Origin of the sequence: Bradyrhizobium sp. LMTR 3, from assembly GCF_001693485.1 — a bacterium.
Lineage (GTDB): Bacteria > Pseudomonadota > Alphaproteobacteria > Rhizobiales > Xanthobacteraceae > Bradyrhizobium.
On sequence record NZ_MAXC01000051.1, the window covers coordinates 166,989 to 181,581 of the forward strand.

The window sequence follows — 14,593 nt, forward strand, 5'->3', positions numbered from 1 at the left end:
TCATTATCTCAAGCCGTCTTCGCCTTTGACTTCCGCAACCGTCAGTCCCCCGACGCGCGGCAATGGCCTGCCGCTATCGGTGACGGCAACCGCAACCATGATCTCGTTGGCGCGGGGCGCATCGTTGATCTGCACTTCCATGCCGTCGAAATGACTACGCACGAAAGCCGCGTCCTTGTGGCCGAGCGGAATATCCAGCGTCGTGCCCGGGCCACCGCGCTTCTTCGACGACGGAATCAGCGCCGCGCCCTTGCCCAACACCTTCCGCACCGGCGCGCCCATTTTGGGATGCAAGATCGCTGCCGCATGCTCGAGCTCGCCGTTTTCGCCGACCGCGGCGGCCTTGCCGTAGCTCTGCGCCTTGGCACCATCGATGCCGAGCGCGGCAACTGCTCGTTTCGACAGCAGTTCTCCAAGCTCCTCCCCGATCGCGATCAGCGGTAAAAGATCTTCCACATACTTTCCGGCAAACGGATTCTCGATCACAGCAATCGCCGCGGCCCGCCGCGTCGGCGGTGCAACCTTCTGCCCCATCTCAAGATGGGTTTCCTCGACCACCGTGACGATCTTGCGAATGATCGCGCTCATTGTCCGCCTCGCTCCCGATCAAACATGCGCTGTTCTTTCCAGTGCGTTTCCATGAAACGTTGGCAACGCGCCCGCCCTGGTCCCTGTTGCACCCAACACGGCCGTCTCGCCTAGTAGACGCAAGGCCGCACCTTCGATCAATCCCGCCGCAAGCAATTGTTGTGCCCGGCTTACCCCTGCCCTTAACGCATCGTCGATCTCGCTTTCCCGGAGCACGCCGACGTCGCGGGTGACGAGGCGCGTTCCGAGGTCGCTGTCGGGCTGCAATTCATTGGCCGGACAGCGGATGATGGCGGGATGACCAGGCAGATCGACGGCATTGGCGATGATAGTCGCCGCGGCATCGGCTTGCGACGCCGTTCGAGCCAGCACCGTAACGGCATCGGCAATCCCGAGCGAGAAACTACGGCCATGCCGCCCGCTGGTCGCGATGCCGCGTGCCGGATCATCGGCTTCGATAGTGGTGGCTTGCATCACGCCATGACGGTCCGGCCGGTCCATCAATCCAACCGTGAACTGCTCGCCACGGGTCAGATGCAATGCGATGTCGCCGCCATTGTTGACGTAGGCACGATCAAGCCGCGCCGTGCCTAGCATCGCGCCAAGAATCTCTTCGGCAACGCTACCTGCCACCGCCGCCATCGGCGTGATGAAGTGCTCGCCCGCAAACGGCGCGACTGCCGCATGCATGCGACGTGCGACCACACCGTTCAGCGTGCTTCGCGCCGGATCGGCGGCCTTGCGAAGTTCGATCAACTCCTCGCAGAGTTCATCGAGCAAGCCGGTGAAGCGCCGAGCGGCGGCCTCGTAAGCGGCGTGCACCTCGCCTTCACTTCCCTTCGCCTCGATGATCAGGTCGATCGGACCGTCCTGCAAATGCAGCCGCTTGCCGTCAGGAAGAAGCGCGATTTGCGGGAGCCGTTTCATGCGCGCCGTCCCGGCACATTGGGCATCGGGCGGAACCCGCTATTCTCCCGCAACGATGCCAGCGGGCGCACATGATCCATGTGACCGCCCAGCGCCGCGTAATCGGATAGTTTCAGCGTGAACTCGATCGGCGCCACCAGCGCCGGCGTCGGCACATAGCCGAACGCGCCGGCCGGCATTTGCGTGACGTCGACCATGAAAGTGATGCCGCCGCCCGGCCAGACATAGACCGGCGCGCCGCCGCTGGTGACCCGCGTCAGCGCGTCCTTGACCGACCGCGTCAGCCGCACCGGATTGTCGGTGACACCGGCGCGCAGCGAGCCGCCGGCACCGCCCATGAACAGCACGGTGCACAAGGCCGGCTCGCAATTTTCCTGGATGCGCTCGACCGAGAACTGGAGATCTGGCGGCATCTGCTTTTCGATCGGCCGCAACGCCTCGTCGAGTTGGTAATAGGCGGCGTGCTCGCCGGTGGTCGAGACCATCAGCATGGTGAGCCCAGGCCGCGCCTCCTTCGGATTGAACGGTCCCAGCACCGACAGCGGATCGGAAATATTGGTGCCGCCCCACCCCGTCCCGGGATCGGCGACCTGGAAGTAACGGCCGGGCGTCGAGCGCCGGCCCTTCATCTTGATCCCGGTATCGGGAATATCCAGCAGCTTGCCGGCTTGGTGCTCACTGAGGACGCCGGTGATGTGGTCGTCCACGACAACGACCTCATCGACCTTGCCGTGCCATTGCTTGGCAAACATGCCGATGGTTGCCGAGCCGCAGCCTACGCGCATGCGCTCTTCGGCAACACCATTGACGATCGGCGGATGGCCGGCCTGCACCACCACCGTGGCGCCGCCGTCGATCGTCAGTTCCACCGGCTTGCAATTGGAAAGGTCCATCAGCGCGTCGCAGGTAACGCGGCCCTCCTTCTTGGAACCGCCGGTCAGATGATGCACGCCGCCGAGCGACAGCATCTGCGAGCCATATTCGCTGGTCGTCACATGGCCGATCGCCTCGCCTTCCGCCCGGACAGCCGCCGTTTCGGGGCCGAGATAGCGGTCGGTGTCGATCTTCACCTTGACGCCGCAATAGCTGAAAATGCCTTCGGTCACGACGGTGACCATGTCGACGCCGTCGATTTCCGATGACACGATGAAGGGCGCCGGCTTGTAATCGGGATAAGTTGTTCCGGCGCCGATCGCGGTGACGAACACGTTGGGCTCGTGGACGAGTTTGCCGTCCCAGTCGCCACCGGCCTGGAACGGCACCAGCCGTCCGCCATGCGACACCGTTCGTTCCAGCACGATATGCGGATCGACGCGCACCAACTCGCCATTATGGTTGGCATAGCGATCGCACGCGCCCGCCGCGCCCGGCTTGATGTAGCACATCACCGGACAGGCATCGCAGCGGATCTTGTCGCCGGTGGCAACGGTCTCGTCAGTCATGAACAAGCCTGCAGTCGGGAAGGCGCCGATCATACCCCGTTTCTTCGCGGGTCCGACCATTTGTTCGTATACGAATGATGTTGCGCGCGGACTGGAACACTGTCAAGCCGCTCCCGCTGCGAAACGCCCCGCTTGCCGCATAATACCTCATTTGCCTCGCCGCCCTGTTCATAAAGCGAGCAGCGCGCTGCAGCGCGGGATCGCGCGGCTTGCACGTTTGTACACAAACGGTATCTTTCGCGAAGCATCCAGTGCGGATTTTGCAGCGCAACGAGGACTTCGGGAGAGCATGATGCGCCTGACCGTCAACGGCAAAGCTCACGACGTTGACGCCGCGCTCGACACTGCATTGCTTTACGTGCTCCGCAACGACCTCGAACTGAACGGACCGAAATACGGCTGCGGGCTCGGCGAATGCGGTGCTTGCGCCGTGCTGATCGACGGCGTCGCCGCCCGTTCCTGCGTGATCCCGATCGAGGGCTGCGTCGGGCGCGACATCGTGACGCTCGAAGGCCTCGGCACGCGCGAGCATCCCGATCCCGTGCAGCAAGCGTTTATCAGCGAACAAGCGGCGCAATGCGGCTATTGCCTCAACGGCATGATCATCACGACCAAGGCGCTGTTGTTGCGTTCCTCTCACCCGTCGGAAGACGAAGTACTGGAAGCACTGCGCCATCATCTATGCCGCTGCGGCGCGCACGTCGAAATCATGCGCGCGGCGATGCGCGCCGCAGGCCGTCTCGTTGAGGCGCAGACGCGATGACCTTCCCCGACACGGCCGAGGATCGCGAGGGGTTGCAAGGCACGCTGTCCGTCGTGCGTCCGGCATCGCCGGTCGAGGCCGTCAAGTTCGAGACGTTCATCAAGATCACGGCAGATGGATCGGTCACCGCCTATAACGGCCACGTCGATCTCGGCACCGGCATACGCACTGCGCTCGGGCAGATCGTTGCCGAAGAGCTCGACGTATCCTTTGCCCGTGTTGTGGTCGTGCTCGGCGACACAGCCCTCGTTCCCAATCAGGGCGCGACGATTGCGAGCGAAACAATTCAGATTACGGCCGTACCGTTGCGCAAGGCCGCCGCACAAGCGCGGCAGTTTCTGGTCGCGCGCGCCGCCGAGCGGCTGGAACTTTCGGTCGAGGACCTCGTCATTGAAGACGGCCTCGTCCGCGGCAAGGACAATCGCAGCGTCAGCTATGGCGAACTGATTGCGGGCGAGACTATTCGCCTTGAACTCGCCGACGACGTTCCGGTGAAGTCCGTCGACGCCTATAACATCGTTGGCCGATCGGTGCCGCGAGTCGATCTGCCGGCGAAGGCAACCGGCGAGTTGGTCTATGTGCACGATGTACGCATTCCCGGCATGCTGCATGGCCGCGTCGTTCGCCCGCCCTATGCCGGCGTCGATGTCGGCGACTTCATCGGCAACAGCCTGATCGCGGTCGACGAGTCCTCGGTGCGTGACATCCCCGGACTTGTCGCTGTCGTTCGCATCGGCGACTTCGTCGGCGTCGTCGCCGAGCGCGAGGAGAATGCGATCAAGGCGGCGGCGCAGCTCAAGGTGAGCTGGAAGCCGGTGCCGACGCTGCCCGATCTGAAGGACATCGCGACCGCGCTGCGCGCCAATCCATCGACGCCACGAACGCTGATCGACAAGGGTGATGTCGATGCGGCGATCGCCCGCGCCACCAAGCCGATGCAGCGGACATACATCTGGCCCTACCAGATGCACGCCTCGATCGGCCCGTCCTGCGCAGTCGCCGACTGTCAGGACGATCACACCAGGGTTTGGTCCGGCACGCAGAACCCGCATCATCTGCGCACCGATCTGGCGCGACTGATCCACCGGCGCGAAGCCGAGATCGAGGTGATCCGGCTGGAGGCCGCCGGCTGCTATGGCCGCAACTGCGCCGATGATGTTTCCGCCGACGCAGTGCTGCTGTCGCGCGCCGTGGGCCGGCCCGTCCGCGTGCAATTGACGCGCGAGCAGGAGCACGCCTGGGAGCCGAAGGGCACCGCGCAATTGATGGATGTCAACGGCGGATTGAACGCCGATGGCAGCGTTGCCGGCTATGATTTTGCTACGCGCTATCCGTCGAACGGCGCACCGACGCTGGCCCTGCTGCTGACCGGCGCCGTCCCACATACGCCGGCTGTCTTCGAGATGGGCGATCGCACCGCGATCCCGCCCTACGATTACGAGAATCTGCGCGTGGTAGCAAATGACATGCCGCCGATCGTGCGCGCCTCCTGGCTCCGCGGCGTCTCGGCGCTGCCGAACACCTTTGCCCATGAATCCTGGATCGACGAATGCGCATCTGAAGCCGGTGTCGATCCGATCGAGTACCGTCTGCGCTATTTGAAGGATCAGCGGGCGATCGATCTCGTCAATGCGGTGGCCGAACGCGCCGGCTGGACGCCGCGGCCGGTACGCAAGGAGAAGCAGGCCGAGGACGATATCGTCCATGGGCGCGGCTTTGCTTATGCACTCTATGTGCACAGCAAGTTTCCCGGATATGGCGCAGCGTGGTCGGCGTGGATCGCCGACGTCGCGGTGAACAAGGCGACCGGCGATGTCAGCGTGACGCGGGTGGTGGCAGGCCAGGACTCCGGCCTGATGATCAATCCGGACGGCGTGCGCCACCAGATCCACGGCAACGTCATCCAATCGACCAGCCGCGCGCTGATGGAGGAAGTGTCGTTCGATCGTACCGCCGTGACGGCGCGCGAATGGGGCGCCTACCCCATCATCAAGTTTCCCGAGGTACCCGAGATCGACGTGCTGATGCTGCCGCGACAGGATCAGCCGCCGCTCGGTGTCGGCGAGTCCGCTTCCGTCCCCAGCGCGGCCGCCATCGCCAATGCGATCTATGATGCGACCGGCGTGCGCTTTCGCGAATTGCCGTTCACCCCGGAACGCATCCTGCGGGGACTGCGTGGCGAGGAACCGGCGGCAGCGGAGGCGTTGCCCGCGCCGGCATCCGCACCACAGCCTGATCTCAACCGACGGCCCAATCCGTTCGCGGGACGGCGCGGCGTACTCGCGACTGCCGCAGCGCTGTGCGCGGCTGTGGTCGGCATGGGCACTGCCGCGTTGCCGTGGCGAGCGATCGCGCCGATCGCGCGGCCCGATGCCTCGGTCTATTCGGCCGCGACCATCGCCCGCGGCCAGCAACTTGCCGCGCTCGGCGATTGCGCGGTGTGCCACACCGCTGCGAATGGCGTGCTCAACGCCGGCGGCCGGCCGCTGCCGACACCGTTCGGCACGATCTATTCGACCAACATCACACCCGATGTCGAAACCGGAATCGGCGCCTGGTCCTATCCCGCCTTCGAGCGCGCAATGCGCGAGGGCATCCATCGCGACGGGCGACATCTCTATCCGGCGTTTCCCTATCCGCATTTCGCCAGGACCACTGACGCCGACATGCAGGCGCTCTATGCCTATCTGATGGCGCAGTCGCCGGTGCGAGCGGAGACGCCGGCCAACGCGCTGGCATTCCCGTTCAACCTGCGCCCGCTGATGGCCGGATGGAATGCGCTATTCCACACCCCCGCCGTGTTCCAGCGCGATCCCGCAAAATCCGAGATATGGAATCGCGGCGCTTATCTCGTCGAAGGCCTCGGCCATTGCGGCGCCTGCCATTCGCCGCGCAATGCGCTCGGCGCGGAGAAGGCGAACGCCTATCTCGCCGGCGGATTTGCGGAAGGCTGGGAAGCACCGGCGCTGACCTCGTTGTCGCGAGCGCCGATCCCGTGGAACGAGGACGAACTGTACGCGTATCTGCGAACCGGCGAGTCGCGCTTTCACGGCGTCGCCGCGGGGCCAATGGCGCCGGTGGTGAGGGAACTCGCGGCGTTGCCTGATGCCGACATCCGCGCCATGGCGGTCTATCTCGCCTCGTTCAACGAGACCGCGATCGATCGCCCGGCGCAGCGAGCGCTTGCCGTCAGGCTCGAAGCCTCGACGGGCACGCGAACGCTTGCGGCTTCTAGCGTCGGCGCGCGGCTCTATCAGGGCGCCTGCGCCGTCTGCCATGAGGTTGGCGGCGCACCCTTGTTCGGCAGCCGGCCATCGCTGGCGCTCAACAGCAATCTGCACAGCACCGTGCCGGACAATCTGATCCAGGTCATCCTGCATGGCATCGCAAAGCCGGCCGTGACCGACCTCGGCTATATGCCGGCGTTCAAGGACAGCCTGACGGACGGCCAAATCGCCGAACTGGTCGCTTATCTGAGGCAACAATTTGCCCCCGATAAGCCGGGTTGGAAGGAGATTCCTGCTGCGATCGGCCGTATCCGGCAGGAATAGCGCGCTGAGCTGCCATGCCGCCGGCAAAACCCACTGGTTGGGCGGCCTGCGGCACGGTAAAGTTCCGCCATGGCAGTTACCGATATTGCATCCCGGACCTATAACCATGGCTGGCGGCTCGACCCGATCGTGCGCAGCCTGCTCGATACCGATTTTTACAAGCTTTTGATGCTGCAGATGATCCGGGAATTCTACCCGGAGCAGCGCGTCACCTTTTCGGTCATCAACCGCACTCGGCAGGTTCGCCTCGCCGAGATCATCGATGAGGGCGAACTGCGCGCACAGCTCGACCACGCGCGCACCATCCGCTTCACCAAGAAGGAGCTGATCTGGCTCGCCGGTAACACGTTCTACGGCAAGACCCAGATGTTCTCGCCGGACTTCATCCACTGGCTCGCCAACTTCCGCCTGCCCGAATACGAACTGAACAAGGTCGACGGCCAGTACGAGCTGCATTTCCACGGGCCGTGGACTCACACCACGATGTGGGAGATCCCCGCGCTCGCGATCATGAATGAGTTGCGCTCGCGGCAGGCGACCAAGGGTCAGGGACGTTTCGTGCTCGACGTGCTCTATGCCCGCGCCAAGGCCAAGCTGTGGTCCAAGGTGGAGCGGCTGCGCAAGCTCGAAGGCCTCCGGCTGTCGGACTTCGGCACCCGCCGGCGCCACGGCCATCTGTGGCAGCGCTGGTGCGTCGAGGCCGTCAAGGAGGGGCTCGGCCCCTCTTTCACCGGCACCTCCAACGTGCTGCTGGCGATGGACAACGATCTCGAAGCGATCGGCACCAATGCGCATGAATTGCCGATGGTCGCGGCCGCGCTCGCCAATTCCGACGAGGAGCTGCGCTGGGCGCCCTATCGCATCCTCGATCAGTGGCGACACACCTACGGCGGCAATCTGCTGATCGCCCTGCCCGATGCATTCGGCACCAAAACATTCCTGCGCGACGCGCCGGACTGGGTCGCCGACTGGACCGGCTTCCGCCCGGACAGCGCGCCGCCGATCACAGCCGGCGAGGACATCATCAAGTGGTGGAAGCAGAAGGGCCGCGAGCCCAAGGAGAAGCTGCTGGTGTTCTCCGACGGCATGGATGTCGATTCGATCGAGGAGACCTATCGCCATTTCGCCGGACGCGTTCGCATCTCGTTCGGCTGGGGCACCAACCTCACCAATGATTTCGTCGGCTGCGCGCCGGATGGATCGGCCGATCTCGATCCGATCTCGCTGGTCTGCAAGGTGACGTCGGTCGATGGGCGGCCGGCGGTCAAGCTGTCGGATAATCCCGAGAAGGCCACCGGCACACCGTCCGAGATCGAACGTTATTTGCGCGTGTTCGGCAATGCCGGCCGCGTCCGCACCGCCGTGCACGTCTGAGCCATCACATACTTTCCCGCCACCACTTGATCTGACGAGCCCCGCATGCCCGCACCCAAGCCGCCTGCCTTCGAAACCCTGAGCCTGCATGCAGGCCAGCGCCCGGATCCCGCAACCGGCGCCCGCGCCGTTCCGGTCTACCAGACCACGTCCTACGTGTTTCAGGACTCCGACCACGCCGCAGCGCTGTTCAACCTGGAGCGCGCCGGCCACATCTACACCCGGATTTCCAATCCCACGACCGCCGTGCTCGAGGAGCGGCTGGCGGCGCTGGAAGCCGGCGTCGGCGCGATCTGTACGGCGAGCGGCATGGCCGCGCTGCATCTGGCGATCGCAACGATCCTCAACGCCGGCGACCATATCGTCGCCTCCGCCTCGCTCTACGGCGGCACCATCAATTTGCTGGCGCACACGCTGCCGCGCTTCGGCATCACGACGACGTTCGTCAAACCGCGCGCGCTCGATGAATTCCGCGCCGCGATCAAGCCGAACACGCGGCTGGTGATCGGCGAGACCATCGGCAATCCCGGGCTGGAGGTGCTTGACATTCCGGCGGTCGCGCAGATCGCGCATGACGCCAAGATTCCGCTCCTGATCGACAACACCTTTGCGACGCCGTTCCTCAGCCGCCCGATCGAGCTCGGCGCCGATATCGTGATGAACTCGGCGACCAAATGGATCGGTGGCCACGGGATTGCGATCGGCGGCGTCATCGTCGATGGCGGCCGGTTCGACTGGCACGGCTCGGGCAAGTTTCCGCAACTCACCGAGCCCTATGCCGGCTATCACGGCATCGTCTTCGACGAGCAGTTCGGCCAGGCCGCCTTCATCATGCGCGCGCGCACGGAAGGTTTGCGCGACTTCGGCGCCTGCCTGTCGCCGACCAACGCGTTTCAACTGCTGCAGGGCGTCGAGACGCTCGGCGTGCGGATGGAGCGCCACATGAGCAACACGCTTGTGGTGCTGGAGGCGCTGAGCGCCAGCAAGGCGGTCGAGTGGGTGCTGCATCCGGCGCTGGAAAATCATCCCGACCATCAGCTCGCGAAGCGGCTGTTGCCGCGTGGCGCTGGATCGATCGTCTCTTTCGGCATCAAGGGCGGACGCGCGGCGGGCAAAAAATTCATCGAGTCGCTCAGGATGATCAGCCACCTCGCCAATGTCGGCGATGCCAAGACGCTGGTGATTCACCCCGCCAGCACCACGCATCAGCAGATGGACGCCGCGCAGTTGAAGGCAGCCGGGGTCGGCGAGGAGCTGGTGCGGCTGTCGATCGGAATTGAGGCCGTTTCCGACATCATCGACGATCTCGGCCAGGCGCTTCGCGCATCGCAGAAGGTTTGACCCATGCAGCTTTCCGTCAACGGTGCTGATGTTTTCGTTGCGACCGGCGGCCGTCCGTTCGATCCGTCGCTGCCCGCGGTGGTGATGCTGCACGGCGCGGGGTTCGATCATTCAACCTGGGCGCTGCACAGCCGCTGGTTCGCCCATCACGGCTACGCCGTGCTGGCGCCCGATTTGCCCGGCCATGGCCGCTCGGGAGGCAGCCCGCTGCCGACCATCGCCGAGATGGCCGACTGGACAGCCGCGCTGCTCGACGCGGCCGGCGCGCCGAAGGCGAAGCTCATCGGCCATTCGATGGGCTCGCTGATCGCGCTGGAGACGTCCGCGCGGCATCCCGACAAGGTATCCGGCCTCAGCCTGATCGGCACCGCTGCTACGATGACGGTCGGCCCCGACCTGCTCAAGGCCGCCGAGGTCAACAACCCCGATGCCATCGATATGGTCTCGATCTGGGGCCTCGGCTTCAAGGCCGAGCTCGGCGGCAGTCTCGCGCCGGGACTGTGGATGCATCAGGGCGCGCAGCGCGTGCTGCAGCAGACGCGACCGGGCGTGCTCTACAGCGATCTCAATGCCTGCAATTCCTATCAGAACGCACTCGCGGCAGCCGCGCAGGTGAAGGTGCCCGTCACCTTCATTCTCGGCGAGCGCGACATGATGACGCCAGCCAGGGGCGGCAAGGCGCTGGCGGCGGCGACGCCGAATGCGCGGATCGTCGTCGTTCCCGGCGCCGGCCACATGATCATGGCCGAAGCGCCGGATGAATTGCTGGCGGCGTTGCGGCTGGGGTAGCGGCGACCCGTTCGCTCTCCTCACCCGCCCTTGAGGGGGCGGGTCGGCTCGCATGGAGCGCAGTGCAATGCGAGACGGGGCGGGGTGACAGTCTATCCACACGTGCACTGTTGGATGTGGACAGACCGTCACCCCGCCCCGCCGCGCTATGCGCGCGTCGACCCGCCCCCTCAAGGGGCGGGTGAGTCCCAATCGTCACTACCGCGCCGGCTTCCGCTCCACCGGATGAATATCGATCGCGCGCAGCCGTCCCATCCGCAATACATCCATCGCGAGCGTCCGCCCGATGCGGTCGCGGTCGAGGGCGCGGATCAGATCGTCGACGCCGTTGATCTCGACCCCGTCGAGCTTGATAACGACATCGCCCGGCAACAGTCCCGCCTTCGCGGCCGGGCTGTCCGGCTCGATCTGCGCCAGCAGCGCGCCCATCTTGTTGTCGACGCCGGCGACCACCGCATGCCGCCGCGGGATCGGCGCGGTCTGGCCTGCGACGCCAATATAGGCGCGGCGGACATAGCCGTGGCGGATGATCTCGGACAGCACGAACTGCGCCGTGTTGCTGGCGACCGCAAAGCAGATGCCCTGCGCGCCGTTGATGATCGCGGTGTTGATGCCGATCACCTCCGATGACGACGACACCAAAGGCCCGCCGGAGTTACCGGGATTGAGCGCAGCATCGGTCTGGATCACGTCCTCGATGGTCCGACCGCTCACCGAGCGGATCGAGCGGCCAAGCGCCGACACCACGCCGGCGGTCACCGTCGATTCGAAGCCAAGCGGATTGCCGATCGCGACCACGAGTTGGCCGCGACGCAGGCTCTTGGAATTGCCGAGCGAGGCATAACGCAGATCGCGCGCGCCGTCGGCCCGCAGCAAGGCCAGGTCAGTGTCTGGATCGACGCCGAGCACGTGAGCGTCGGTGACGAATCCTTCGGTGTCGCGCAGCCTGATCTCCTTCGATGATCCGACCACATGGCTGTTGGTCAGCACGAGACCGTCGGGCGAGATGACGATACCGGAGCCAAGTCCGCCGCGCTCACGCGCACTGCGCACCTTCGGCCCGGTTTCGACCCGCACGACCGCGGGACCGACCCGCTCGGTCACATCGATCACGGCATTGGAATAGGCATCGAGCAGAACCCGGTCATTATCCCGGGCAGGCTCGGCGGTTCGCGACGACAGTCCGTCATCGGCGATATCTGAGGTAAAATCCAGCATGGCGAGATTCCTTCGGCCTCATCACATGGTGGCCGGGAACTCCTTGCGCAAGGTGCCCGCATCCGGTGCAAGGCTGGCCTGCTGGTCGCAGACGCCCTTCACCTCTCCCACTTGCGGGGGAGGCGTAGGCCACCTTCGGTGGCCGTCCTCTGAGACGCCGAGGCAAAGCCTCGGCTATGGCGAAGCGCCGGGTGGGGGCTCTCTCCACTCGGGCAGTGTCGCCCGCGGAGATACCCCCACCCCAGCCCTCCCCCGCAAGCGGGAGAGGGGGCGCACCTTCTTCGTGGTCGCGATCAAATCTATTTTCGCTGCTTTAGGGCGCCCGCCTGAGATTCCCGGAGCGCGCCTTCACGGGATCGAGCAGCGACCAGTCGCCCTCGGGCAGCACATGGCCCTTGGGGAACGGGGCGCGCAGTTCGAGCCCGAGCGAGCGCAGCACGCGATCGTCGCGGTAGTAGCATTGCAGGACGACGCGGACGAGCGTTGCCGCCGCTACACCGCCGGTGGCACGAAATTCTCTTGCGACCTCGTCGCGCCGCGCCGCGTCAAGCTCAGCCAGCGGCTTGCCGGCCAGACGCGCCAGATGGTCGAGCGCCTGCGCTACCTGCGCAGTATCGCGCCCGAGCGTCGCCAGCATGTCGGACTGAACAGCGGGGTCGTCGGCGCCGGGCACCTTGTACTCGTCGCTGGCGGGAATGATCATCGCAGCGACGGTGCGGAGGTCGTCGCGTTGGGCTGCGGTCAGTTCAGTGCTTACGGACATCGCGGTCTCAATCGAAGAGGTTGGCAAGGCGTTGCTTCATCTGGTCGGCGACGTAGAGCGCGATCGCCTGGATGGTCGAGGTCGGGTTCACGCCGCCTGAGGTGACGAACACGCTGCCGTCGACGATGAAGAGGTTTTTCACGTCGTGCGAGCGGCCCCATTCGTTGACCACGGAGCGCGCCGGATCGGTGCCCATCCGCGCGGTGCCGAGCAGATGCCAGCCGCCCCAGGGAATCGGGTTGTTGATGCAGATGTCGGTGGCGCCGGCGGTCTCGAGGATTTCCCGGCCGCGCGCCAATCCATGCTCCATCATCTTGCGGCTGTTTTCGCTGATCGTGTAGTCGATCTTCGGCGCGGGAATGCCGTGGCTGTCCTTCAGCACGGGATCGAGCGTGACGCGGTTGTGCTCCTCGGGCAGATCCTCGCAGATCGCAGACACCGCGAGCCGATGGCCGTTGAGCTTGCGGAACACGCGGTGATGGTCCGCGCCCCATGGCAAAATGCCCTTCTGTTCGCTCGCGACGGCTTCGAACACCGGCCCCGCGCCGCGGCCGAACTGGATGCCGTAGCCGCGCACGAAGCCGCGCGAGAGATCGGTGTCGTAAAACTCCTTGCTCCAGAGGCAGGTCGGCGGCGCGCGGTTAGAGTCGGTCGGCTCCTTCACGAAACCGTAGATTTGCGCATAGGGATGGAACATCAGGTTCTTGCCGACCAGGCCGGATGAATTGGCCAGGCCATTCGGGAAGCGGCCGGAGACCGAATTCAAGAGCAGCCGCGGCGTGCCGACGCCGTTGCAGGCGATGATGACGACTTCGGCCGGCTGGAATTGCTCGACGCCATCCTTGTCGTAATAGACGACGCCCGAAGCCATGCCATGCTCGTTGGTCAGGATCTCGCGCACGCGGCAATGGGTCTTGAGCTCGACGCCGGCGCGGATCGCCTGCGGCCAATAGGTGATGTCGGTCGAGGCTTTGGCGCCTTGCGCGCAGGCCGGCGTGCAGTGGCCGAGATTGATACAGCGCGCCCGGCCCTCGTAATCCATCGTCGCGACCGTGGTGTCCGATGGCCACCAGTGCCAGCCGAGCTTGTTCATGGCCTTGCCGATCAGCGGACCGGAAAGCCCGAGCGGCTGCGGCGGCATCGGCGGGTGTGTCAGCGGCGACAGCGGATCGCCTGACAGACCGGATACACCCATCATGCGGTCGTTCTCCTCGAAGAACGGCACCAGCGTGTCGTATTCGATCGGCCAGTCGTCGGCGATGCCGTCGAGCGTTTTCGCCTTGAAATCGGACGGATGCAGCCGCGGCCAATGCGCGGTGTACATCACCGTCGAGCCGCCGACACCGTTGAAGTTCACGACCTTGATCGGCGAGTTGTCGTCGTTGATCGGATAGTCCTCGGGCCGGCCGCGGATGTTCGGGCTGGTCGACCAGTCGCCGTAAAACTTCGCCTCCCAGTCCCGTCCCGTGCTCGGATACTCCGAGGGCTTCATCCAGCCGCCCTGGTCGAGGCAGAGGATATGCATCCTGGTTTCAGCCAGGCTCCACGCCACCGCCGCGCCGGACGCGCCGGCGCCGATGATGAGGACGTCAACGGGATCGTGCTTCATTCTTGGTCCTTGGACTTTCTCTTTCTGTCATTCCGGGGCGCGCAGAGCGCGAACCCGGAATCTCGAGATTCCGGGTTCGATGCTTCGCATCGCCCCGGAATGACAAACAACGATAGGGGCAGATGCGGCCTGCAGTAAAGCCGAGCGAGGCGGGCTTGGCGGGACAAACGCGCAACCCTGCCACGCCTTGATACCGGTTTGTTTGCCGCCGCGAGACCGGATAGCTTT

11 protein-coding genes are annotated in these 14,593 nt (G+C 65.0%); 5 read left to right on the plus strand and 6 right to left on the minus strand.

The window, feature by feature from the left end:
- Positions 1-3: 3 nt before the first annotated feature.
- The 3 genes from LMTR3_RS31155 to LMTR3_RS31165 are packed head-to-tail and all read right to left on the minus strand — an operon-like array spanning position 4 to position 2,957.
- Positions 4-588, minus strand: a complete 585-nt coding sequence (locus LMTR3_RS31155) for an amino acid synthesis family protein (protein WP_065748786.1) — start codon at positions 586-588, stop codon at positions 4-6.
- Between the two features lie 18 nt (positions 589-606).
- Entirely contained in the window at positions 607-1,515 is a 909-nt protein-coding gene (locus LMTR3_RS31160) for a UPF0280 family protein (RefSeq protein WP_065748787.1), read from the minus strand.
- Complete coding sequence (locus LMTR3_RS31165) at positions 1,512-2,957, minus strand: 6-hydroxynicotinate reductase (RefSeq protein WP_065748992.1); 1,446 nt, start codon at positions 2,955-2,957, stop codon at positions 1,512-1,514. Before LMTR3_RS31165 ends, LMTR3_RS31160 begins: the two co-directional genes overlap by 4 nt.
- A 292-nt stretch (positions 2,958-3,249) precedes the next feature.
- Here LMTR3_RS31165 and LMTR3_RS31170 point away from each other — a divergent pair, with 292 nt between their 5' ends.
- The 5 genes from LMTR3_RS31170 to LMTR3_RS31190 all read left to right on the plus strand — a co-directional run bounded on the left by LMTR3_RS31170 (position 3,250) and on the right by LMTR3_RS31190 (position 10,775).
- On the plus strand, positions 3,250-3,720 hold the full coding sequence (locus LMTR3_RS31170) for a (2Fe-2S)-binding protein (RefSeq protein WP_065748993.1): 471 nt from the start codon (positions 3,250-3,252) through the stop codon (positions 3,718-3,720).
- Positions 3,717-7,271, plus strand: a complete 3,555-nt coding sequence (locus LMTR3_RS31175; protein ID WP_065748788.1) for a molybdopterin cofactor-binding domain-containing protein — start codon at positions 3,717-3,719, stop codon at positions 7,269-7,271. Before LMTR3_RS31170 ends, LMTR3_RS31175 begins: the two co-directional genes overlap by 4 nt.
- Positions 7,272-7,340: 69 nt before the next feature.
- Positions 7,341-8,645, plus strand: coding sequence for a nicotinate phosphoribosyltransferase (gene pncB, locus LMTR3_RS31180; RefSeq protein ID WP_065748789.1), 1,305 nt, complete (start codon positions 7,341-7,343; stop codon positions 8,643-8,645).
- 45 nt (positions 8,646-8,690) lie between these two features.
- Positions 8,691-9,986 (plus strand): O-acetylhomoserine aminocarboxypropyltransferase, encoded by a 1,296-nt coding sequence (locus LMTR3_RS31185; RefSeq protein ID WP_065748790.1) that lies wholly within the window; start codon positions 8,691-8,693, stop codon positions 9,984-9,986.
- Between the two features lie 3 nt (positions 9,987-9,989).
- Positions 9,990-10,775 carry an alpha/beta fold hydrolase gene (locus tag LMTR3_RS31190; protein ID WP_065748791.1) on the plus strand — a complete coding sequence of 262 codons (786 nt, stop codon included), beginning with the start codon at positions 9,990-9,992 and terminating at the stop codon, positions 10,773-10,775.
- Positions 10,776-10,973: 198 nt separating this feature from the next.
- Here LMTR3_RS31190 and LMTR3_RS31195 read toward each other — a convergent pair whose 3' ends face one another.
- From LMTR3_RS31195 to LMTR3_RS31205, 3 genes are all read right to left on the minus strand, one after another.
- Complete coding sequence (locus LMTR3_RS31195; RefSeq protein WP_065748792.1) at positions 10,974-11,993, minus strand: S1C family serine protease; 1,020 nt, start codon at positions 11,991-11,993, stop codon at positions 10,974-10,976.
- A gap of 313 nt (positions 11,994-12,306) precedes the next feature.
- Positions 12,307-12,756, minus strand: coding sequence for a gluconate 2-dehydrogenase subunit 3 family protein (locus LMTR3_RS31200; protein WP_065748793.1), 450 nt, complete (start codon positions 12,754-12,756; stop codon positions 12,307-12,309).
- A gap of 7 nt (positions 12,757-12,763) precedes the next feature.
- On the minus strand, positions 12,764-14,365 hold the full coding sequence (locus tag LMTR3_RS31205) for a GMC family oxidoreductase (RefSeq protein ID WP_065748794.1): 1,602 nt from the start codon (positions 14,363-14,365) through the stop codon (positions 12,764-12,766).
- Positions 14,366-14,593 lie beyond the last annotated feature (228 nt).